This is a genomic window from Roseivirga spongicola, assembly GCF_034376045.1.
Taxonomy (GTDB): domain Bacteria; phylum Bacteroidota; class Bacteroidia; order Cytophagales; family Cyclobacteriaceae; genus Roseivirga; species Roseivirga spongicola.
The window spans coordinates 2,328,020-2,350,804 of the sequence record NZ_CP139724.1; the positions used below are offsets into that span (position 1 = coordinate 2,328,020).

The 22,785-nt window shown below is 40.5% G+C and carries 26 protein-coding genes; 15 read left to right on the plus strand and 11 right to left on the minus strand.

The genetic code is table 11. The features are described from left to right. Window positions 1–2: 2 nt before the first annotated feature. The 12 genes from map to T7867_RS10335 all read left to right on the plus strand — a co-directional run bounded on the left by map (window position 3) and on the right by T7867_RS10335 (window position 7,824). Window positions 3–776 carry a type I methionyl aminopeptidase gene (map, locus tag T7867_RS10280; protein ID WP_273515099.1) on the plus strand — a complete coding sequence of 258 codons (774 nt, stop codon included), beginning with the start codon at window positions 3–5 and terminating at the stop codon, window positions 774–776. A gap of 1 nt (window position 777) precedes the next feature. Next, a complete protein-coding gene (gene infA, locus T7867_RS10285; RefSeq protein ID WP_068221267.1) occupies window positions 778–996 on the plus strand; it encodes a translation initiation factor IF-1 in 219 nt (72 codons plus the stop codon). A gap of 6 nt (window positions 997–1,002) precedes the next feature. Beyond that, on the plus strand, window positions 1,003–1,119 hold the full coding sequence (gene ykgO / locus T7867_RS10290) for a type B 50S ribosomal protein L36 (protein ID WP_084375668.1): 117 nt from the start codon (window positions 1,003–1,005) through the stop codon (window positions 1,117–1,119). 2 nt (window positions 1,120–1,121) lie between these two features. Further along, entirely contained in the window at window positions 1,122–1,499 is a 378-nt protein-coding gene (rpsM, locus tag T7867_RS10295; RefSeq protein WP_068221268.1) for a 30S ribosomal protein S13, read from the plus strand. Between the two features lie 36 nt (window positions 1,500–1,535). Continuing rightward, on the plus strand, window positions 1,536–1,928 hold the full coding sequence (rpsK, locus tag T7867_RS10300) for a 30S ribosomal protein S11 (RefSeq protein WP_068221270.1): 393 nt from the start codon (window positions 1,536–1,538) through the stop codon (window positions 1,926–1,928). Between the two features lie 18 nt (window positions 1,929–1,946). Further along, window positions 1,947–2,552 carry a 30S ribosomal protein S4 gene (gene rpsD / locus T7867_RS10305; protein WP_068221272.1) on the plus strand — a complete coding sequence of 202 codons (606 nt, stop codon included), beginning with the start codon at window positions 1,947–1,949 and terminating at the stop codon, window positions 2,550–2,552. A gap of 31 nt (window positions 2,553–2,583) precedes the next feature. Continuing rightward, a complete protein-coding gene (locus tag T7867_RS10310) occupies window positions 2,584–3,573 on the plus strand; it encodes a DNA-directed RNA polymerase subunit alpha (RefSeq protein WP_068221274.1) in 990 nt (329 codons plus the stop codon). 5 nt (window positions 3,574–3,578) lie between these two features. Further along, entirely contained in the window at window positions 3,579–4,121 is a 543-nt protein-coding gene (gene rplQ / locus T7867_RS10315; protein ID WP_068221278.1) for a 50S ribosomal protein L17, read from the plus strand. A 133-nt stretch (window positions 4,122–4,254) separates the two neighbouring features. Further along, window positions 4,255–5,367, plus strand: coding sequence for a glutamine-hydrolyzing carbamoyl-phosphate synthase small subunit (gene carA / locus T7867_RS10320; protein WP_068221280.1), 1,113 nt, complete (start codon window positions 4,255–4,257; stop codon window positions 5,365–5,367). A gap of 5 nt (window positions 5,368–5,372) precedes the next feature. After that, entirely contained in the window at window positions 5,373–6,662 is a 1,290-nt protein-coding gene (gene eno, locus T7867_RS10325) for a phosphopyruvate hydratase (RefSeq protein ID WP_273515093.1), read from the plus strand. 232 nt (window positions 6,663–6,894) lie between these two features. Beyond that, complete coding sequence (locus tag T7867_RS10330; protein WP_068221292.1) at window positions 6,895–7,194, plus strand: FtsB family cell division protein; 300 nt, start codon at window positions 6,895–6,897, stop codon at window positions 7,192–7,194. 36 nt (window positions 7,195–7,230) lie between these two features. Then, entirely contained in the window at window positions 7,231–7,824 is a 594-nt protein-coding gene (locus tag T7867_RS10335; protein ID WP_322299183.1) for a hypothetical protein, read from the plus strand. A 47-nt stretch (window positions 7,825–7,871) separates the two neighbouring features. On the opposite strand, the gene T7867_RS10340 is transcribed toward T7867_RS10335, so the two are convergent. Both T7867_RS10340 and T7867_RS10345 read right to left on the minus strand, forming a co-directional pair. After that, complete coding sequence (locus T7867_RS10340) at window positions 7,872–8,945, minus strand: Ldh family oxidoreductase (RefSeq protein WP_322299184.1); 1,074 nt, start codon at window positions 8,943–8,945, stop codon at window positions 7,872–7,874. A 10-nt stretch (window positions 8,946–8,955) separates the two neighbouring features. Beyond that, window positions 8,956–9,894: a Ppx/GppA phosphatase family protein gene (locus tag T7867_RS10345; RefSeq protein ID WP_322299185.1), complete on the minus strand. Its 939-nt coding sequence runs from the start codon at window positions 9,892–9,894 to the stop codon at window positions 8,956–8,958. 138 nt (window positions 9,895–10,032) lie between these two features. Between T7867_RS10345 and T7867_RS10350 the strand changes: the two genes are divergently transcribed. The 3 genes from T7867_RS10350 to T7867_RS10360 are packed head-to-tail and all read left to right on the plus strand — an operon-like array spanning window position 10,033 to window position 13,478. Then, window positions 10,033–11,619, plus strand: a complete 1,587-nt coding sequence (locus T7867_RS10350) for an acyl-CoA carboxylase subunit beta (protein ID WP_322299186.1) — start codon at window positions 10,033–10,035, stop codon at window positions 11,617–11,619. Window positions 11,620–11,640: 21 nt separating this feature from the next. Beyond that, window positions 11,641–12,708 (plus strand): M42 family metallopeptidase, encoded by a 1,068-nt coding sequence (locus T7867_RS10355; RefSeq protein ID WP_288343261.1) that lies wholly within the window; start codon window positions 11,641–11,643, stop codon window positions 12,706–12,708. Continuing rightward, entirely contained in the window at window positions 12,708–13,478 is a 771-nt protein-coding gene (locus T7867_RS10360) for an ABC transporter substrate-binding protein (protein ID WP_322299187.1), read from the plus strand. The genes T7867_RS10355 and T7867_RS10360 overlap by 1 nt, the downstream gene beginning before the upstream one ends. Before the next feature lie 278 nt (window positions 13,479–13,756). On the opposite strand, the gene T7867_RS10365 is transcribed toward T7867_RS10360, so the two are convergent. From T7867_RS10365 to T7867_RS10405, 9 genes are all read right to left on the minus strand, one after another. Next, a complete protein-coding gene (locus T7867_RS10365) occupies window positions 13,757–14,263 on the minus strand; it encodes a DUF1036 domain-containing protein (RefSeq protein ID WP_068221304.1) in 507 nt (168 codons plus the stop codon). 166 nt (window positions 14,264–14,429) lie between these two features. Next, window positions 14,430–15,086 carry a GDSL-type esterase/lipase family protein gene (locus tag T7867_RS10370; protein ID WP_068221306.1) on the minus strand — a complete coding sequence of 219 codons (657 nt, stop codon included), beginning with the start codon at window positions 15,084–15,086 and terminating at the stop codon, window positions 14,430–14,432. Between the two features lie 24 nt (window positions 15,087–15,110). Beyond that, the gene (locus T7867_RS10375) at window positions 15,111–15,689 is read right to left on the minus strand and encodes an NUDIX domain-containing protein (protein WP_068221308.1); all 579 of its coding nucleotides are present in this window, start codon (window positions 15,687–15,689) and stop codon (window positions 15,111–15,113) included. Beyond that, window positions 15,689–17,440, minus strand: a complete 1,752-nt coding sequence (locus T7867_RS10380) for an ABC transporter ATP-binding protein (protein WP_068221310.1) — start codon at window positions 17,438–17,440, stop codon at window positions 15,689–15,691. The genes T7867_RS10375 and T7867_RS10380 overlap by 1 nt, the downstream gene beginning before the upstream one ends. Window positions 17,441–17,515: 75 nt before the next feature. After that, the gene (locus T7867_RS10385; RefSeq protein ID WP_068221312.1) at window positions 17,516–18,730 is read right to left on the minus strand and encodes a 3-phosphoshikimate 1-carboxyvinyltransferase; all 1,215 of its coding nucleotides are present in this window, start codon (window positions 18,728–18,730) and stop codon (window positions 17,516–17,518) included. A gap of 7 nt (window positions 18,731–18,737) precedes the next feature. Next, window positions 18,738–19,763: a 3-dehydroquinate synthase gene (gene aroB / locus T7867_RS10390; protein ID WP_068221314.1), complete on the minus strand. Its 1,026-nt coding sequence runs from the start codon at window positions 19,761–19,763 to the stop codon at window positions 18,738–18,740. Continuing rightward, window positions 19,760–20,857 (minus strand): chorismate mutase, encoded by a 1,098-nt coding sequence (locus T7867_RS10395; RefSeq protein ID WP_394364971.1) that lies wholly within the window; start codon window positions 20,855–20,857, stop codon window positions 19,760–19,762. The genes aroB and T7867_RS10395 overlap by 4 nt, the downstream gene beginning before the upstream one ends. Window positions 20,858–21,078: 221 nt before the next feature. Then, a complete protein-coding gene (locus T7867_RS10400) occupies window positions 21,079–21,618 on the minus strand; it encodes a prephenate dehydratase domain-containing protein (RefSeq protein WP_068221318.1) in 540 nt (179 codons plus the stop codon). After that, a complete protein-coding gene (locus T7867_RS10405; RefSeq protein ID WP_068221320.1) occupies window positions 21,611–22,711 on the minus strand; it encodes a chorismate mutase in 1,101 nt (366 codons plus the stop codon). Before T7867_RS10405 ends, T7867_RS10400 begins: the two co-directional genes overlap by 8 nt. Window positions 22,712–22,785: the final 74 nt, after the last annotated feature.

Consider the following 22,785-nt stretch of genomic DNA (forward strand, 5'->3'; position numbering starts at 1 on the left):
ATATGATCTTTTATAAGACAGAAGAAGAAATTCAAAAGATACGTGAGAGTGCTGAGATATTAGCAAAAGCTCACGGAGAAGTAGCCAAGCTTATTAAGCCTGGCATAAAAACCAAAGATCTAGATAAGGTCGCTGAAGAGTTTATCGCAGATCATGGGGCAACCGGTTCCTTTAAAGGTTATAATGGTTTTCCCGCCACGCTTTGTATTTCTGTGAATGAGGTAGTTGTTCACGGATTTCCGAGCGATTATGAATTGAAAGACGGTGATATAATCTCTGTAGATTGTGGAGTCTTCTACCAAGGTTTTCATAGCGATTCCGCTTACACTTACCCCGTAGGAGACACATCCCCAGAAATTTTATCACTTCTTAAGACAACGAAAGAGTCGTTGTATGTAGGTATTGAAGAAGCCAAGTTTGGTAACCGCATAGGTGATCTTGCTTTCGCCATACAGAAGTATGTAGAAGATAGAGGTTATACAGTGGTTAGAGAATTAGTAGGACATGGATTGGGCAGAAGCCTTCATGAGGGGCCTGAAGTTCCAAATTATGGCAAGAGAGGCCGTGGTCCTAAGTTGAATGAAGGTTTAGTTATTGCAATTGAACCGATGATCAACCTAGGAACTCGAAATATTGTGCAAGAAAGCGATGGCTGGACGATTAGAACCAGAGATAAAAAGCCTTCTGCACATTTTGAGCATACGGTAGCTATCTTCAAAGACAGGACTGAAATATTGACAAGTCATAAATACATAGAAGAAGTAGTAAAATTTTAATATGGCTAAACAAGGATCTATAGAACAAGACGGAACAATTGTAGAGGCATTGCCTAATGCACAGTTTCGTGTTGAGCTTGAAAATGGACATGTGGTGTTGGCTCATATCTCAGGAAAAATGAGAATGCACTACATCAAAATTTTGCCAGGAGATAGAGTAAAACTAGAAATGTCTCCTTACGATTTATCAAAAGGAAGAATTACTTACAGGTATAAATAAAGAAAAATGAAAGTTAAAGCCTCTATTAAGAAGCGTAGTGCCGATTGTAAGATAATCCGCAGAAACGGAAAGTTGTACGTGATTAATAAGAAGAATCCTAGATTCAAACAAAGACAAGGGTAATTATGGCAAGGATTGCAGGAGTAGATATTCCAGATCACAAAAGATCCGAAATTGGTTTGACATACATTTTCGGTATCGGTCGTAGCTCAGCCAACTACATTTTGGCTAAAGCAGGTATTGATGTAAATACTAAAATTGGCGACCTGGATGACGATCAGCAGAAAGACATCAGAACTATCATTAGTGAAGAGTTCAAAATTGAAGGTGTTCTTAAGTCTGAAGTACAAATGAACATCAAGCGATTGATGGACATTGGTTGTTACAGAGGTTTGAGACACAGAAGAGGTCTTCCTGTTCGTGGTCAGCACACCAAGAACAACTCTAGAACCAGAAAAGGTAAGAGAAAGACGGTTGCTAACAAGAAGAAAGCAACTAAGTAATAGGTGAGTTTTTTAATGCCGAAAAAGAATTAGAAAATGGCTCAAAAAAGAAAAGATAAAGCTAAGAAGAGAGTAGTACAGGTTGATGCTCTTGGACAGGCGCACATTAAGGCGTCTTTCAACAACATCATCATCTCTTTGACTAATCAGCAAGGACAGGTTATCTCTTGGGCTTCTGCTGGTAAAATGGGCTTTAAGGGTTCTAAAAAGAACACTCCTTACGCAGCTCAGATGGCAGCACAAGACTGTGCTCAAAAGGCTTATGAATTAGGCTTAAGAAAAGTTGAGGTTTTTGTGAAAGGTCCTGGATCTGGTCGTGAATCAGCTATCAGAACCATCCAAAATTCAGGTATCGAAGTTACTGTGATTAGAGACGTAACTCCACTACCTCACAACGGATGTCGTCCACCGAAAAGAAGAAGAGTTTAATTAAGAATTTAAGAAGTAATGGCAAGATATAACGGACCAAAGGCTAAAATCGCGAGAAGGTTTAACGATCCTATTTTCGGTCATAGCAAAGCATTACAGAAGAAGGCTTATCCTCCTGGCCAACACGGTAGAGGAAGAAGAAGAAAGCAATCTGAATATGCCATCCAGTTGATGGAGAAGCAAAAGGCTAAGTACACTTACGGTGTGTTAGAAAGACAATTTGCTAATCTATTCGACAAAGCTTCAAGAAGATCTGGTATTACAGGTGAAATTTTGCTTCAGTTATTGGAGGCGAGATTAGACAACTTGGTATACAGATTGGGTATCGCTCCTACAAGAAGAGCTGCAAGACAGTTGGTATCTCACAAGCACATCACTGTTAATGGTGAAATTGTGAATATTCCATCTTTCCACGTGCAGCCTGGCGATGTAGTGGCAGTAAGAGAGAAGTCTAAATCATTGGAATTAATTTCTGATAGCGTTGCTGCTAACACTGTTCAGAGGTACCCTTGGTTAGAGTTCAACAAAGCTGAATTAGCTGGTAAAATGATTAATGTTCCAACAAGAGAAGATATTCCAGAGAACATTAAGGAGCAGCTGATTGTCGAGCTTTACTCTAAATAATCAATTTAAGAACCTTTTAAACATTACATATATGTCGATACTCGCATTTCAAATCCCGGAGAAAGTGGTGATGGAGAAGGCAGACGATTTTCACGGTCTGTTCACGTTCAAACCCCTTGAAAAAGGCTACGGGGTTACTATCGGTAATGCTTTGAGAAGAATATTGCTTTCTTCTCTAGAGGGCTACGCCATCACCGGTATCAAAATACCTGGTGTGTTGCACGAGTTCTCTACTATTGAAGGTGTTGTAGAAGACGTATCAGAAATCATCCTTAACCTGAAGAAAGTAAGGTTCAAGAAAATCTCTGATACAGTAGATAATAAAATCAATGTCGTAATAGACGGTCAGGATAAGTTTACAGCTGGTGATATTGGAAAATTCACCAGCGCTTTCGAAATCTTGAACCCAGAAGATGTTGTTTGTCACATAGACAACGATATCAAATTCGAGATTGAATTGACTATCGAGAAGGGTAGAGGTTACCTTCCTGCAGAGGAAAACAAGCCAAGCGAACAAGTTTTCGGATTCATTCCAATCGATGCTATTTTCACACCTATTAAGAATGTGAAATACAGCGTGGAGAACACAAGGGTTGAGCAAAAGACTGACTACGAAATGTTAGTTTTAGACATCAAAACTGATGGTTCTATTCACCCTGAGAATGCATTGAAAGGTGCTGCTCATATCCTTATTCAACACTTCATGTTGTTCTCTGATCAGAATATGATCTTAGAGACAGGAGCATTGGATGAGCCAGAGCAAGTAGACGAAGAGATGCTTCACATGCGTAAGTTGCTTAAGACTTCATTGAACGATCTAGATCTTTCTGTGAGAGCTTACAACTGCCTTAAAGCTGCTGATGTTCGTACACTTGGCGACTTGGTGAAATTAGAGATTTCTGACATGATGAAGTTCAGAAACTTCGGTAAGAAGTCTTTGGCCGAGTTGGAACAACTTGTAGCTGAAAAGAACCTTACCTTCGGTATGGATTTGGCTAAATATAAACTGGAAGAGGATTAATAGAGATGAGACACGGGAAGAAATTCAATCATTTAGGTAGAACGGCTTCGCACAGAAAGGCGATGCTTTCTAACATGGCTTCTTCTTTGATTCAGCATAAAAGAATCACTACAACTGTAGCAAAAGCGAAAGCTTTAAGAAAGTATGTTGAACCTTTGATTACTAAAGCAAAGGACGATTCAACTAACTCTAGAAGAGTAGTGTTCTCTTACCTGCAAGACAAAGAATCTGTTACTACACTTTTTAATGAAGTAGCAGAGAAGGTAGCAACAAGACCAGGTGGATACACCAGAATTATCAAAACTGGTAACAGACTTGGTGATAATGCTGACATGTGTATCATCGAATTGGTTGACTATAACGAGTTGTTGTTAGGTGAAACTAAAGACGACAGCGCTAAGAAAACCAGAAGAAGCAGAAGAGGTGGCAAGAAAGCTACTGAGGCTACTACTGCCGCACCAGCAGCAGAAGAAGCTAAGGTAGAAGAGGCAAAGGAGGAAGCTCCTAAAGCTGAAGCTGCTGATAACGCTGAAGAAGAGAAAAAGTAAGCAAAGAGTAATTTTATATTACTAGATATTGAAAGGGATTGAGCGGAAGTTCAATCCCTTTTTTATTTGGTTTTGCTACCAAATAAATACCTGTTATTTTTGCACGATGCGTTAAACGCAAGCCATTCAAAATATGTCGCAAAAAACATTTGATCAATCACAAAAAAAGGCTGTTTTACTACTTGCAGACGGTTCTCGTTTCGAGGGGATAGCCATTGGTAAAATTGGAACGATAGGTGGAGAAATCTGCTTTAACACCGGTATGACCGGGTATCAGGAGATCTATACAGATCCTTCGTACTTTGGGCAGATTGTAGTAAATACTACTTCTCATATAGGTAACTACGGTGTAGAAGATGAAGAACAAGAGTCTGACTCTCCTAAGATTAGAGGTTTGGTAGTAAATACCTTCTCTCAAGATTTTAGTAGACCAACAGGAACAGACTCACTTCAGAATTATCTAGACAAAAATAACATTGTAGGTATTTCAGAGTTAGACACTCGTTTGTTAGTAAGGCATATCAGAGATAAAGGGGCTATGAATGCTATCATTTCTTCTGAAGATCTAACTGATGAGCAATTGGCTGCTAAGTTGGCCGAAGTGCCAGATATGAATGGCCTAGAGTTGTCTTCTTTCGTATCTACTAAAGAGCCGTATTTTGTTGGAGATGAGAGTGCCCCTTATAAGGTGGCTGTTTTAGACCTAGGGGTTAAAACAAGCATTCTTAAGCACCTTTCATATAGAGGAGCTTACTTAAAAGTGTTTCCTGCTAAAACTTCATTTGAAGAAATGAAGGAGTGGGCACCAAATGGTTATTTCCTTTCTAACGGTCCTGGTGACCCAGCTTCTATGCCTTATGCCGTAGAAACAGCTAAGAAAATAATGGAAGAAGATTATCCGCTATTCGGTATCTGTTTAGGTCACCAAATTATTTCGCTGGCTTGTGGTGTGCCAACCTTTAAGATGCATAATGGTCACAGAGGATTGAATCACCCTGTTAAGAACTTAGTTTCTGGCAAAAGTGAAGTTACTTCTCAAAACCATGGATTTGCCGTAAACAGAGAAGATGTAGAAAAGTCTGATTTGGTAGAGCTTACTCACGTAAACTTGAACGATGATACTTGTGCAGGGATTGCTGTAAAGGGAAAGAAAACGTTTTCCGTACAATATCACCCAGAGTCTAGTCCGGGCCCTCACGATTCGCGTTATTTGTTCGACCAATTCATAGACCTATTTAAATCATAATCAATATGAGCTTAATTGAAAGCGTACACGCCAGACAAATATTAGATTCTCGTGGTAACCCAACCATTGAAGTAGATGTAGTTACTGAAAATGGAGTACTAGGAAGAGCAGCAGTTCCTTCTGGTGCCTCTACTGGAGCACACGAAGCTGTAGAACTAAGAGATGGCGATAAATCAAAATACTTAGGAAAAGGAGTAACTAAGGCGGTTCAGAATGTTAACGATGTGTTGGCAGCTGAAATCATCGGTTTCTCAGTTTTCGAACAAAACTTGATCGACAAGATCATGTTGGAGGCCGATGGTACTCCAAACAAAGGAAACTTAGGAGCAAACGCTATTTTGGGTGTTTCTCTTGCTGTTGCTAAAGCGGCTGCTGCTGAACTTGGACTTCCACTGTACAGATACGTAGGTGGTGTAAGCGCTAACACGCTTCCTGTTCCTATGATGAACATCATCAACGGTGGTTCTCATGCCGATAACTCAATCGACTTCCAAGAGTTTATGATTATGCCTGTAGGCGGAAGGTCATTCTCTGAGTCCATCAGAATGGGTGCTGAGGTTTTCCATCACCTGAAGAAAGTACTTTCAGAAAGAGGTTTGGCTACAAACGTTGGAGATGAAGGTGGTTTCGCTCCTAATTTAGGTTCTGACGATGAGGCATTAGAAGTTATCTCTTTGGCAGTAACCAATGCTGGTTATAAAGTAGGTGAAGACATCGTTTACGCATTGGACGTAGCTTCTTCAGAGTTCTACTTAGAAGATGAGAACGTTTACTACTTTAAAGATTCAACAGGTAAGAAGCTTTCTCCAGTAGAAATGGCTGACTACTTAGCAGGTCTTGCCGAGAAATATCCTATCGTTTCTATCGAAGACGGTATGTTTGAAGATGACTGGGAAGGTTGGAAAGCTTTGACTGAGAAAATCGGTGATAAAGTACAGCTAGTAGGTGACGATTTGTTCGTGACTAACGTAGAAAGACTTCAGAAAGGTATCGATAACGGTATTGCTAACTCAATCCTAATCAAAGTAAACCAAATTGGTACTTTGACTGAAACTATTGCTGCTGTTAACTTGGCTAAAACCAATGGTTACACTGCTGTAATGTCACACAGATCTGGTGAAACTGAAGACAATACCATCGCTGACTTGGCAGTAGCATTGAACACTGGTCAGATCAAAACTGGTTCAGCTTCTCGTTCAGACAGAATGGCTAAATACAACCAATTGATCAGAATCGAAGAAGAACTTGGCGAAGTTGGAAGATTCCCTGGTAAGGACTTTAGAAAAGCGTATTAGTATCTGGTACAAAGTACTGGAGTACATAGACTTTATATATTAGACAGAAGCACCTCGAATGAGGTGCTTTTTTTATGTCTAGGTACTGTCATTCCCGCGATCCCGATATTTAACGAGAGGAATCTCTCAACTCTGACAACAATCATTCTTCCTTTTTTTAAGCAGGTGGTCAAAGGCCGGAGGATTTCAAACAGCATTGACTTTCAAATTAAAACTTCCGTATCTTTATATTATGAATCCTTTCACCAGGCTCCCGAAATTTCTCAAGAACTATTATGTTCTATTTGGTCTCTTCTTCGTTATCTGGATGCTGTTTGTAGACTCCAATGATGTGGTATCGCAAATTAGAATGACTCGCAAACTGAATGATTTGCAGGCTGAGAAAGAGTATTACCTAGAAAAGAAAACAGAGGTTTTAAAAGATCGTGAAGAGCTCAGTACAAATACTGAACTGCTCGAAAAGTTTGCAAGAGAAAACTACATGATGAAGAAAAAGAGTGAAGACCTCTATATGATTGTAATCGAAGATTAAGATAAGTCCTCACTCGAGGACTTTTTTATTGAGCTCATGAATAGACTTGTATTAGGCTTCCTTTTGTTGATAGCCATTTCGAATAGTGTATCGGCACAGTATTTTGAAGAAGAAAAAAAGGACAAAGAAGAGACCGAGAAGATTCCACTGGAGGACAGGGTGTTTTTTGGAGGGAACTTTGGGTTAAGCTTCTCCTTTGGAGATGTTGAGTCGCAGTACATAGAAGTGTCTCCTTTAGTGGGGTATAGGTTCTCCGAGACATTTTCAGGGGGACTATCCTTGTCTTACCTCTATGTATCTAGAGAGTATATCTTTTTGCCTAGCTATAACCGCGTTAAACTTAAAAACAATACTTACGGTCCGAGAGCCTTTCTGCGTTATCGCTTCTTAGATAATTACTTTTTTCAAACAGAATTTGAAAGCCTTAATACCTTAGTGCCACTTAATGACGGTACTTCCAATACTGGTAGAGACTGGGTTCCTGGTTTCTTTATCGGAGGGGGTGTAACATATCCTATAGGCCGCAATCTATCTGTTAATTTGGTGCTGATGTATAATGTGATTTATGATGATAATAGATCGCCTTATGGTAGTCCGCTGGCTAGTAGAGGAGGGATAATAGTGAGATAAGTCTTAAGGCAATGAGTCCTTCAAGGGCTAATTGCCTTCGTTTCACCTTAAAATTTTACCCCAAACCTTTCTCCTAAAGCTCTCAGGTCCTTTTCTACCGGCTCAAGTAGAGGAATACCATTTTCACTTCTTTCTTTTTCATAAGCTCTTTCCGGATCGCCAGGAATAACGACAGGCTGATTTTCATCGGCTCGGTCAGATTCTCTAAATCTAGTAATCCAGTTGTCCATGTGCGACTTAAATTCTTCGGCAGGACGGAAGGCATCTACTCTCATTGCTCCAAAGAAGTGTCCGAGCCCTTCGCCTACAGGGTTCTTACTTGGCTCTAGGAAAGCAACAAAAGGAGGAGCCCATGGGCCATAATTAGCGCCAGAAAGTACGGCAGAAAATATATCGACAATGGAACCCAAGATGAAACCTTTGTGACTTCCATGCTCTCTATCACCTCCAAGTGGTAGCCAAGATCCGCCTTCTTTAATGCCGTGAGCATTGTCTGTACTTTGCCCTCCTTGGTCCTGAATCCATCCGAGAGGGGCATTTTCGCCTTTTCGCATAAGCACCTCAAGTTTTCCATTAGCCGCTGGTGTTGTAGCAAAGTCACCTACAAATGGAGGTTGCTCATTGGCAGGAATAGCAACGGCAATAGGGTTAGTGCCTAACATTCTTTCCTTAGAGAATGTAGGCGAAACCAATGGGCTTGCATTCGTCATTGACATGCCAATCATGTCATGATCTAAGGCCTTCATGGCATGATAGCCTGCAATTCCGTAGTGGTTTGAATTCTTAACCGCTACCCAGCCTGTTCCAGCATTTTTAGCCTTCTCAATAGCCACTTGCATGGCAAAAGGCGCTACCACTAAACCAAGTCCTGCATCACCATCGATGGTGGCTGTACTTGGTGTTTCATGTATCACCTTAATATCTGGCTTGGCGTTAATTCTTTGTTTATCCCAAAGCCTAACATAACCGCTAAGTCTAGCTACCCCGTGAGAGTCTACCCCTCGCATATCTGCGGAAAGTAATGTTTTGGTCGCTGTTTCTGCATCACTTTCAGGGCAACCCATAGCGATGAAAATGTCTTTGGAAAAACGATACAGTTGGTCGTAGCTAAAATGATTCATTGGGAAAATGTTATTGCTTTTCTGCAATAGGTTTGTGTTCCATGGAATAAAGAACACCTTCTTTTAAAGCGTAAGTACACGCAGTAATGTGTTCTGTAGGAATGAGGTCTGTAACGAAAGAGATAAGGCAACTGGCTACCACAATCATGTCTACTCTCATAGAAACCATACCTGGAATCAGCAATCTAGCTTCCTTATCTTGAATAAGTAAATCTCGGTGCATGTCTCGGTAGGCTTTAATAGGTAGCTCAAATACTTTCGGATGCACAGGCCTGTCTTCTCCAGTTTGTTTAAAGTGTATTTCTACGAGCGTATCAAACGTTCCTGAACACCCTATCAGGCCAATTGGCTTATGTTTCTCAATGGCTGTTTTAAGCTCTTGAAGTTCTGCTTCTAGCCAGTTAAACATTTCGTTTACCGAGCTAGCAGGCATAGGGTCATGCTTGTGGAATTTATCCAGCAAGCGTTGTGCCCCAATTTCAAAACTTCTCTTCCAGAAAATTTGAGAGTCATTTCCTATAATAAACTCAACGCTGCCGCCTCCGATATCCATCACCAACTGTGGTGCGTTATCTACGGCTTCTGCAGCTCTAACTCCCTCAAAAATTAGTTCTGCCTCGCGGTCACCACTAATAATTTGAATCTCTATCTGAGTTGAATTGTGAATTTGGTCTAGTAGTTCCTGACCGTTTTTTGCGTTTCTGATGGCACTGGTAGCCACACCGATAACATCGGTAGTATGAAATTGGTCGAGCACAGTTTTGAATACCTCAAGAGTATGAACTGCCCTTTTCATGGCATCTTTGGCTATATAGCCCTTGCTGATGCCATTTTTGCCAATTTTTACAGCAATTTTCTCCTTGTAGAGCGTCTTTAGCTGGCCATCCTCCAGTTCAACAATGAACAGGTGGAAAGTATTAGTACCTAAATCTATTACAGCTTTCCTCATGCCACACTCCTCGAAAAGTTGGCCGAATATATAATATTATTCCCTAAAAATAAGGCTGTTCGGAAGGACAATTCATGGCTTTGAAATTCATATTTCCACGTATGTCCATATCTTTGGCTACCAAATCTAATGGAACCTATGGCAGACAAAAAATCAGAATCTTCTTCAGTTAAACTTCTTAGTAAAGCAGAGAAATATGCTTTGCTAGAGGAAAAGAATCAGAAAGCACTTTTAGGGGGTGGGCAAAAGAGAATTGATGCACAGCACGATAGAAATAAGCTTACCGCAAGAGAACGAATAGCTTTATTGATGGATGAAGGTTCGTTTGAAGAAATTGGAAAGTTTGTAGAGCATAGAGCTACTGACTTTGGTCTTGATAAGCAAAAGTTTCTGGGCGATGGAGTGGTTACCGGTTATGGAACAGTAAACGGCCGTTTGGTTTATGTCTATTCACAAGACTTTACCGTTTTTGGAGGCTCACTTTCTGAAACTCATGCAGAGAAAATCTGTAAAATCATGGACCTGGCTATGAAAAATGGTGCTCCAATCATTGGTTTGAACGATAGTGGTGGAGCCAGAATTCAAGAAGGTGTGGTGTCATTAGGTGGCTATGCCGATATCTTCTACCGAAATACTCGTGCTTCAGGACTTATTCCTCAGATTTCCGCAGTAATGGGGCCTTGTGCTGGTGGTGCTGTGTATTCTCCAGCAATTACCGACTTTATCTTCATGGTAGAGAACACTTCATATATGTTTGTTACTGGCCCAAATGTGGTAAAAACAGTAACACAAGAAGATGTTACTTCTGAAGAACTTGGTGGAGCGAGTACGCATAGCACTAAAAGTGGTGTAACACATTTTGCTTCAGCCAATGAGGTACAATGTATCAACGATATTAAGAGACTATTGTCTTACGTTCCACAAAACTGTGAAGACGATGCTCCCATCTACAAGTATGATGCGCAGTCTGAAATCAGAAAGGAACTGAACCAAATCATTCCTGATAACCCAAATCAGCCTTATGATATGCATGAGGTTATTGAGCATTTGGTAGATGAGGATTCTTTCTTTGAAGTGCATAAGAACTTTGCAGAGAATATTATTGTAGGCTTCGCCCGAATTGGAGGAAGAAGTGTAGGTATTGTGGGTAATCAGCCTGCTGCGCTTGCTGGGGTTTTGGATATCCATGCTTCAACGAAGGGTGCTCGTTTTGTACGTTTCTGCGATAGCTTTAATATTCCTCTTTTGGTGTTGGAAGATGTGCCAGGCTTCCTTCCTGGAACCGACCAAGAGTGGAATGGAATTATCACTAATGGAGCTAAATTACTTTATGCATTCGCAGAGGCCACAGTACCAAGAATTACAGTAATTACTAGAAAGGCATACGGAGGAGCATATGATGTAATGAACTCGAAACACATTGGTGCGGACATGAATTACGCTTGGCCAATGGCAGAAATTGCGGTGATGGGTGCAAAAGGAGCTGCCGAAATCATCTTCCGTAAAGAAATTGCTGCTGCTGAAGATCCTGAAGCCAAACTTCAAGAGAAGGTTGATGAATATACGGCCAAATTTGCTAATCCTTATAATGCTGCAAAACGTGGTTATGTAGATGAAGTAATTGAGCCTGAAAAAACTAGAGAGAAGTTAATTAGAGCATTCAAAATGCTTGAGAATAAGGTAGATACTCTACCTAAGAAAAAGCATGGTAACATTCCGCTTTAATGAATATTTAATAGATAGCAGATGATGGAAAGAGAAGAGTTTTTAGTTAAATATTTGAATAACGCATCGCCAACAGGTTTCGAATCTAGTGGCCAACAGATTTGGCTAGATTATATGAAGCCTTATGTAGATGAATACTTTACGGATAATTATGGTACTGCTGTAGGAGTCATTAATCCTGAAGCAGAATACAAAGTGGTTATCGAAGCACATGCTGATGAGATTAGCTGGTTTGTAAATTATATCTCTGATGATGGATATATCTATGTGATCAGAAATGGAGGTAGTGATCACCAAATAGCACCTTCAAAAAGGGTGAATCTCCATACTCCAAAGGGAGTGGTGAAGGGAGTTTTCGGTTGGCCGGCTATTCATGTTAGAGAGAAAGAAAGCGAAAGCGCACCTTCATTGAAGAACATCTTTATTGATGTAGGTGCTAGCACCAAGCAAGAGGTTTTAGATATGGGAATCCATGTGGGAACTGTGGCTACTTTCGATGATGAAATCTTCAAACTGAACGAGAAATATTGGTGTGGTAGAGCCTTGGATAACCGAATTGGTGGATACATGATTGCTCAGGTTGCTAGAAAGTTAAAGGAGGAAGGTAAAGAATTGCCTTTCGGTCTATACATAGTGAATGCTGTTCAGGAGGAAATTGGTTTAAGAGGTGCTGAAATGATTGCTGCGAGAATCAAACCTAATGTGGCTATTATCACTGATGTTTGCCACGATACTCATTCTCCTATGTATGATAAGAAACTACAAGGAGATCAAAAATCTGGAAACGGCCCTGTACTTACTTACGGTCCAGCAGTTCAGAATAACCTTTTGAATATGCTGATTGAGGTGGCAGAGAAGAATGAAATTCCATTCCAGCGCTCGGCAGCTTCAAGGTCTACAGGAACAGATACTGATGCTTTTGCTTACTCTAATGAGGGAGTTCCGGCTGCATTGATTTCACTTCCACTTAAGTACATGCATACTACTGTCGAGACAGCTCACGAAACAGATATTGATCAGGTAATAGAATTGATGTATCAATTCTTGACTCAGCTAGAAGGTGGTCATGACTTCAGGTATTTAAAATAATGCCAACTGTAAAAGATCAAATGGGGCGAAAGGTCAACGTACCTGAAGCCCCTTTAAGAATCATTTCTCTTGTTCCTTCGCAAACAGAATTGCTTTATGATTTGGGACTGGGTTCCGAAGTTGTAGGTATCACCAAATTCTGTGTTTATCCTCAAGAGTGGCGAAAAGAAAAGACCATTATAGGAGGGACTAAACAAGTTCATTTCGATATTATCGATCAACTTCAGCCTGACCTTATCATCGGAAATAAGGAAGAGAATGAGGAGGGATTCATCACTGAGCTAGCAAAGAAATACCCTGTGTGGATGAGCGATATTTCAAACCTTAATGAAGCTTTGGATATGATTGAGATGATCGGTGATCTTACAGCCAAAGAAAAGGAAGCAGAGGCCATAGTAGTCGATATCCTCAGTGGATTCGCTGAATTGGAAGAAAGATATGTTCCTGCAAAGAAGGCCGTTTACCTGATCTGGAAAGGACCGTATATGGCTGCCGGTCAAGGAACGTTTATCAATGAAATGCTTAAGGTAGCTGGTTTCGAAAATCAAGTAAAGAAAGATCGGTACCCAGAACTGACCGTACAAGAAATCAAAGACCTTGCTCCTGAAGTAGTGCTTTTGAGTTCTGAACCTTATCCTTTCAAAGATAAGCATATTGAAGAACTGAAAGCTGAACTACCCAATGTAGAAGTGAGGTTGGTAGATGGAGAAATGTTCAGTTGGTATGGAAGCCGATTAGTGAAAGCTCCTGCTTATTTCAAGTCTTTGTAAGCCTCGAAGCATTGCTGCCATAGGTGTGGCGGTCACAAGACCACCAAAGGCGGAGATTAGCGGTCACAAGACTTTGCTGTCAATCTTTGACTAACTTTTGATTCTAGCAACTGCAAAGTTCGCATCTAGTGGAGGCGTATCTTAATGAAGTTCGTCAAAGGTAATTGCCCTTAGGTTATGTTGCCGTATGGCCTAAGCCCTTGTTGGTGAGTGGGATTAGGGAGAAACAAAGTCTTGGCAAAAAAAGAAGGGAAGCCCCAGCAGCTTCCCTCTCAACATTACCTAAACACGGCAAATGTGTTGCACATTTTAGTGTCGTAACACTCCCAAATATCTTGCTTCACAAATCGAAGCTTATTAGATGCAGCTTCGTTGACGGGGAAACTATACTTCCCCGCCCATTTTCTTTTTTTCCACTTGTGTTGATTTTCGGCATAATAGAAGTAGGTCTTTTGATCGGATACTCCCATATGTCTTTTTTCTCCAGACTTTAGGGTTACGAATCCTTCTGTTTGCCAGTCACCATTGTAGTCTTTATATCTAATAGCAACTTCTAGAGGCTCTTCTGCTCTATTTTCAAAATAGATGTGATATTCTTTCTTTCTTACTTCTGAGTGTGGTGTGGCACTTGGTAAGCTTGGTAATTCGTTGGAGTTTAGCTCTAAAAGTGAGCTTAATTCCAAACTCGGGAATTCAGCGGTATGATCTTCCTTACTCTCGGAAAGAGAAAGCAAGCTCATTACGCCTGTCCCAAGCACTAGTGCATAGACGGCTAATGTTTTCATACGTTTAGGTGAAACGGTTTTTAAAGATGGAGACTTTACATGAAAAATTCAACATATATTCATAAAAAGTTTTATTGATTCATGTAGTGTTAACTTTACGTATTAGCGAAAAAAAGCCCTCTCTTTAGATTGAGAAGGCTTTTTTAGCTCGTTAAAATAGTCTTTATCAAGGCTTTATTAACAGTGGGCCTATCACCTTTATCCAGATATCGTAGCCTTTTTTGTTCATGTGGAGGTTGTCTTCTATGAAGATATCACTCTTCACTTTACCATCTTCGTTGAGCATTGGTGCCCAAACATCTGCAAATTTTACATTTGGTGAGAGGTCTGCCATAGCTTTAAAAGACGCGTTTACTTTTTCGTACTTTTCTTTTAGTTCCCAACGTGCTACGCTTGGTTTAGGAGTGATGATCACTATGTTTTCTACACCCTCTTCTAGCAGGTCGTTTACTAGTTTATTCATGTCTGCTAATATCTGCAGCCCTGACTTTCCAGAGTTTACATCATTATCGCCTTCATAAATGAATACCTGCTTTGGGTTGAACTGAGAAATCAATAGGTCTTTGTAGTGAATCAGGTCAGAAGTCTCTGAACCACCGAAGCCAGTGTTGATGACGTTGTGTTCAGGAAAGTAAGACTTAAAATCTACCCAAAGTCTTATGCTAGAGCTACCCGTGAATACAATTCGGTTTTGTGCAGGATACTGCAATGAAGCGTTTTCGAACTTTTTAACCTCTTCAGCAAACCTTAATGGGTCTTGACCAAATAGGTCGATAGAAGTAATGAGTAATAATATGATTAGTAGATAGTTGGTCTTTTTCATTAGTGGAAAATTGCGGTTCGCGTACTAGTTTAAAAGCTCATTTATTTGAGCGTACTGTAAAAGCATTATCGTCTTGGCATCTTTAATTTCACCAGTTTTAATCATTTCCAATGCTTGGGTAAAGGAGATTTCTAGCACTTCTATATCTTCATCTTCGTCTGCACCACCTCCTTTAGACACTTTCATATCGTCTTCATAGGCACCTACATAAAGATGTGCAAGTTCACTCAGAGTGCCCGGAGAGGTGTATGCTTCAAAGGCCTTTTCAATATTCTTGACTTTAAAACCAGTTTCTTCAAGTGCTTCGCGCTTTGCACATTCTTCGGGGGCATCATCATCAAGCATTCCAGCACACGCCTCTACTATAAAACCATCTGAGGTATCATTCAAATAAGAAGGCATTCTAAATTGTCTGGTTAGAATAACAGTGCGTTTCTCTTTGTTGTAAAGTAGAATGCCAGCGTAGTTTCCTTTCTTGGCTACCTCTCTTGACTGTCTTTGCACCCTGCCGTTGAACCAAGTGTAATCGTAAATAACCTCTTTAAGGTTGAACCAGCCTTCGGAGAGACTCCTTTCTTCAATAATCTTAACTCGTTCTTCCATTATATTCTGGCCTGATAGGTGTATAATTGATAGTACCTGCCTTCTTTGGCAATTAGTTCATCGTGAGTTCCTTGTTCGGCAATTTCGCCTTTTTCAATGACCAAAATCTGGTCTGCTCGTTTAATGGTGCTTAGCCTATGCGCAATCACAAATGTGGTTCTACCTTTCATTAGCTCATTCAAGCTTTGCTGAATGTACGATTCACTTTCGGTATCCAAGTTAGAGGTGGCCTCATCTAAGATGAGTATTCTTGGATCGGCCAAAATGGCTCTAGCAATAGCTAGCCTTTGTCTCTGACCACCAGAGAGCTTAACCCCACGTTCTCCAATTACTGTATCTAGTCCTTTTTCGAACCTATCCGTGAATTCATTCACATATGCTGCCTTTACTGCTGCTTGTAACTCTGCTTCAGTAGATTCCGGGCGAGGAAATAGAATGTTATCTCTTATGGTGCCTTCAAATAAGAAATCGTCTTGCAGTACAACTCCTAACTGCGAGCGGAAGCTTCTTAGCTTAACCTTTGAAAGATCTGTTCCATCAATCGTTATGGTTCCCTCTCTAGGGTTTAAAAAAGTAGCCGCTAATCCAGCAATTGTAGACTTACCCGAGCCAGACGAACCTACAAGTGCGGTAACAGAGCCTGCAGGAGCATTGAACGACACATTCTTGATTACATCATCATCTTCTTCATAAGCAAATGAAACCTGGTCGAACTTTACTTCGCCATGAATTATACCTAGCTCCTCAGTTCTAGATGTATCATCTTCTTCAGAAGGAGTTTGCATTATTTCCTCCGTTCTATCTAACCCAGCGAAGGCTTCGGTGATCTGACTACCAATGTTTGACATTTGTAGTACGGGAGCTACAACCACAGCTAGTAATCCTATAAAGGCAAAGAGTTCACCAGGAGTCATAGTGCCTTCCATAATGTAATATCCGCCCAAGCCAAGAATACTGGTGCTGGCTACTCCGGCAAGTAGGAAAGTAGCTGAACTAGAAACAAAGGCAGTGGCGGTCAGTGTCTTTTTCACCACTTTGTAGAGGGAGTCAACCCCTTTTTCGAAGATTTTAATTTCTTGTTGTTCAGCCCCGAAGCCTTTAATTACTCTAACGCCATTCAGCGTTTCGGTCAACCTGCCAGTTACCTCTGCATTTAGTTTTCCTCTTTTCCTGAACTCTGGGCGAAGTACACCGAAGGCCTTCATGGCAATTACTCCAAAGAGAATAATAGGTAAAACAATTAGGGCGGTAAGCTTAGCATTGGTGTTGATGAGGATAAAAAGCACAGCTACAGCAGTGATAGCACCACCAATAAGCTGAACAAAACCGGTTCCCACCAAATTTCTCACCCCTTCTACATCAGTCATTATTCGGGAAACCAAAGCTCCAGATTTTTGACTGTCGAAGAAGTTGATAGGTAGAGAAAGTATTTTCTTTTGCACCTGCACTCTCAATTTTGCAATGAGTTTCTGTGCCTGCACACTCAGAATTCTTGTGAGTGTAAAAGAGGTTACTGCTTGTACTATAATAGCTAAAACAATGAGGCCTACCGTAAGCTTAAGTTCTTGTAAATCACCATCTATTACTACATCATCTATCAAGTACTGAGTTGCTTTTGGAGGGATGATGGTAGCGGCACTTCTAAGTAAGATGAGTACTAAGCCGAAGAGGAGCATGCCGCGTTTGGGCCAAATAATTCTGCTAAATACCTCCTTGACCGATATATTTTCGAGTTTGTTCTTTTTCGCCATAAATCAATGCTAATCTGTGGCTAACGCCACCTCATAAGAATTAATTCAATTTAGGAAAAGTAATTCAGCAGACAATTACAGATCAGTCACCAACTCCACATGCTCCCAGAAGCTTGGGTAAGATTTATTCACTACGGAAGGATCTAAAATTCTGATCGATTGATGCGTAAGCATAGGAGCGAAAGCCATGGCCATGCGGTGGTCTTCATAGGTTTCTACTTCTATGATTTCCTCAGTAGGTTGAAACTTCGACTTAATTTCATAAACTCCTTCTTCAGTCTCTTTTAGCTTGATTTTGAACTTTTTCAGCTCTTTTTTCAAGGCCTTAATTCTGTCGGTTTCTTTAATTTTCAAGCTTTCAAGGCCTGTGAACTTAGCCTCTATACCTTTGACTCCACAAACTACAGCAACAGTTTGGGCTAAATCAGGGCAATCCGAGAAATCATATTCAAACTCTTGTTGATGCGGAATTTTCTCAAGTACTACACCATCTTCTTCGAATGTGCTCATTACTCCGAGTCGGTTCATGATGTGTACAATCGCAATATCGCCTTGAAGCGACTTTTGTCTTAAGCCGAGCAGTTTGATTTTGGCTTCTTTTGCCAAAGCCACAAAGCTGTACCAGTAGCTTGCACCAGACCAATCTGACTCTACTACGTAAGGGTACTCTTTGTATTCTTGCGGTTCAATCTCAATGGTATTGTTCGTCCAACTGGCCTGTACACCAAAGAGCTTCATCATATCCAGTGTCATCTGAATGTAGGGGCGGCTACCAACTTTTCCTTTGAGTCTTAGAGAGAGTCCTTGTGGAAGGGCAGGAGCAATCATTAGCAAAGCAGAAATAAATTGACTGCTGACATCACCTTTTATGCCTACCTGATTGGTCTTCTGTACCTCAAGAGGTTTGATTCTGTGGGGTGGGTAACCTTCTTCGTTTAAGTACTTAATCTTTGCACCAATTTGCTTTAGAGACTTAACTAAAATGTGAATAGGGCGCTGTTGCATGCGTTCAGTTCCCGTCATTACTCTAGGCTTATCTCCTAAAATGCTGTATGCCGTAAGAAAGCGCATGGTTGTTCCCGCATCTAGTACATCCAGGGTTTCATCGTCCGATTTCAATAACCTCAACATGGTTTGAGTATCTCTCGCATTCGATAAATTGTGGAGAGTAGATTTATCTCCTGAAACGGCATTAATGATCAAGGCTCTATTGCTCTCACTCTTTGAGGCCTCTAGCGGTACCTCTACAGTTTTGAGGCTCGAGCAATGTTGTAGTTCTATTGATTCCAAGTTGAGTCTATATTTTATGATAGTAGAACAGTGAGTCCATTACGTCCTTTTCATCTACCGCAACATCATATCCGGCACGACCAATTTCGTAAAGCAAAGAATGATTTAAAAAGCTATTGACATTCTTTTTGTCCTGATACATCAGTTTTATAATGGATGTAAAGTCTCCTTTATGAATGTTTAGATTCGGATAGATTAGGGTTAAGGTAGTTTTTATGATTTCCAATTCTTCCTTAGCCATGCCCAATAGTTTTGTAGAAAGAAAGGCTTCGCAAATCATACCAATAGCAATGGCTTCGCCATGAAGTAAATGGTTCTCCGTGTCGAGATAAAAACTCTCAATAGCATGCCCAACCGTATGCCCGAAGTTTAAGATTTTTCTTAAGCCCTTTTCTTTCGGGTCTTCAGTAACTACTGCATTTTTGATTTGAACACTGTGGGCAATCACGGCATTCCAATTGGCTTGATTTAACCCATCTTTGGTCACTTCATTGAAATAGTCTTTGTCAGTAATTAGGCCATGTTTGACTACTTCAGCAAACCCACTCCTTAATTCTCTTTCACTAAGAGTTTCAAGAAAAACAGGGTCAATGAATACTTCATTTGGATCTTGGAAGAAGCCTAGGTGGTTTTTAAATCCATTAAAGTCAATTCCTAGTTTTCCTCCAATATTGGCATCAACTGCAGCCAATAGGGTAGTAGGAATATTGATGAAGTCTATACCTCTTTTATAAGTAACTGCACAAAAGCCACCCATGTCGCCAATCACTCCACCGCCTAAGTTGATTAGAAGCGATTTTCTGTCGAATTGGTTTTCGGTTAAAGCCGACCAGATATGTTCACAAGTGCTTAAGTTTTTATTGATCTCTCCAGATTGAATCTGAATGAGAACATGTGGAGGTAAAAGACTCTCGATTATAGGGTAGCAGTATTGGTGTGTATTTTCATCTACCAACACCGCTACCTTTGAGTACTGATGTTCAGCAAAATAACCTGAAAGGCTAGTGCCAATGTCATCGATTTTTATGCTCATGCTTTAATTTCAGCTTTAGCTTCTTTGAGTTGGGCCTCTTGCATTTTTACCGATTCTTCATGTATAGCGAAAAGTAAGCTCTTCATAAACTTCTCAGTCATGCCCTTTTTATTCCCGGTTTTAATTCTAGACTCCATCACTTCTTGCCATCGGCCTGGTTGGTACACTGCAAGATTGTGTTCCCGCTTATAGTCACCTACCTGCTTAATGATTTGGAATCTGTCGGCAAATAACTCAATTAATTGCGCATCTAATAGGTCAATTTTTTGTCTGAGCTCTTCGAGTTCTGTAATTGCCTCAGGGTGTTTATCTATCGACTCACGGAAATTTAAATTGTCGTAAATAATTTTTAAGGTATCTGGAGTTATTTGTTGCTTGGCATCACTCCAAGCTTTGTCAGGGTCATGGTGGGTTTCAATCATTAGACCATCTAAGCCAAAGTTGATGGCTCTTTGACTTACAGATGCAATGATTTCACGGGTCCCTGCAATGTGGCTAGGGTCACAAATTACAGATATACCCGGCATCATGCGTTTTAGGTGAATAGGCATACTCCACTCAGGTTTATTTCTGTACCGTTTTTCGTATGGGTCGGAGAAGCCTCTGTGAATACCTGCCAATTTATTGATGCCTACTTTGCTTAGTCTTTCGAATGCTCCAAGCCAAAGTTGTAGGTCTGGGTTGATTGGGTTTTTTACCATTACAGGAATATCAACTCCTTTTAATGAGTCACAGATTTCTTGAACGGAAAAAGGGTTTACAGTTGTTCTGGCACCTATCCAAAGAACGTCTACACCACCTTTTAATGCTGCTTCAACATGAGCTGCATTGGCCACTTCTACAGTAACGGGCACGTTCAATATGTCTTTGGCAATATTGAGCCATTCCAGAGCATCTTCTCCAATACCTTCGAAAGAGCCAGGCCTTGTTCTTGGTTTCCATACTCCAGATCTGAACATTTCTACTCTGCTACCTTTTAAGCCTCTAGCGATAGCCTCAATTTGTTCTGGGCTCTCTGCACTGCAAGGGCCAGCGATTAAGGTGTGCTCCGATAGTCCTAAACCCCAATCTTTGATGTCTACAATTTCCATGATTTTGACAATAAAAAAGCCCGGCTCTTGTGAACCGGGCTTATATGTTAAGTTAAATTTTTTCTAATAAGCTGCGGTTCACCTCACTCTCGTAAAGAAATAAAAAAAGTAAAAGTAAGCCGCGAACCATGTCTTCATGCCTTAAACATATTGAGTTTCTAGAAACATAGAAAACTTTATTTTAGAAATTTTGGAAATCGATTGTAGAAACAAACGTTTGTTAGTTAGTGAGATACAAGACCAAAAGTAGTGACGTTTTGGTTGCTATCTTGTATGTTTTCTGCGACAATAGAAAGTGAGTTCGCTATTAGAGCTTCTTTAGAACTAATGACGGCTGCCCATTTATCTCGTCCATTTCGTAATTCTTCAATAGCTCCAGCAGTGCTCTTACTAGAGATGAATTTGATATGACTGTATTTGGAGAAATAATCACGAGTCTCCTTTATGGCCATTGGGTGTGAATGAATTTTTTGAATAGAGCTGATATTGTTTTTGAAGAAGCCGCCTAAGCAAAGGTTGACTTCCAGATCGAATTCTTTTAAAAGCTTAAGTCCTTTGTTCTGTATTAACTTACTGTTAGTATTTACATCTCCACTGTGCGAGTTTCTCAAAGCAATAAGAGCATGTTTAATTTCTCCACTTTTCAGGGCGTTGAATACCTCATCAAATGAGCTGTAGTAGGTATGCTTTAATTCTGGCAAAAAGCGTCTACGGGCTAAATCATGAAAAGTGTATTCTGGCCCAAGAAGGCCTAAGTCAGTCATTCGGTAAATTTATATTTTGTTCGTTTTTATTGAAAACTTCGGTTTGAGTTTTGACAGACTGCTGATGTAGTAGCCTTAGTATATCTACCACAAAATCCTTATCCAGGTTGAGCTGTTCGGCCCATTCCTGTCTAGAGTTGAAGATTTCCTTCCATCTGCTTAGCTGAAAAATGGCTACATTATTCTCTTTCTTGAACTCACCAATTTTCTCCACTAAGTTCATCCTTAAATTTACTGCCTCTAGAATTTCTCTGTCTGCAGCATCAATTTGCTCTCGAATTACCTCTAACTGATTAATGATGTTATCTTTAGTAAATGCGGAGTCTCTTAATATTATATTGTCAAGAAGGGCGCTGAGGTCGTTGCTAGGAACTTGTTGCGCAGCATCACTCCAGGCTTTAGAAGGCTCACAATGAGCCTCAATCATTAAACCATCATAGTTTAGATCCATTGCTTTTTGAGCAATTTCAGGCACTAAATCTCGAGCACCAGCAATGTGACTTGGGTCGCATACTAATGGTAATTCGGGAAACTCACTTTTTAAGTCAAGAGGAATTTGCCACATGGGAATGTTCCTGTACTTACTTTGCTGGTAAGTATGGAAGCCCCTATGTATAGCTCCTAATTTAGTGACGCCCGCTTTGCTGAATCTTTCTAGAGCTCCTTTCCAAAGGGAAAGCTCTGCATGGATGGGGTTTTTGACCAAAACTGGTAATTCGGACCCCTGTAAGGCTTCAGCGAGCTCTGCAACATTGAAAGGGTTTACGGTTGTTCTTGCGCCAATCCAAACTAAATCAACTTGGTATTGATGAGCTAGCTCTACATGTTCTGGGGTGGCCACTTCCATGGCAAATTTGAATGGAGTTTCTTCTTTCAAAGCCTTTACCCACTTAAGGGCTTTTTCTCCATTGCCTTCAAAGTTGCCAGGCCTAGTTCTAGGTTTCCAAATTCCCCCTCTTACAAAGTCTACTTTATTTAAAATAGGTAATACACTATCTCTAAACTGTTGCTCAGTTTCTACACTACAGGGCCCTGAAATAATCAATGGTTTTTTGTAGTCCTGATACCAATTTTTAAGTTCGCGGATGTTCATGAGCAATGGCTTTTAGAACCAAATAACAAAAGTAAAAACCTATTGGTTTGTTCTTATATTTGCCGACCTAAATT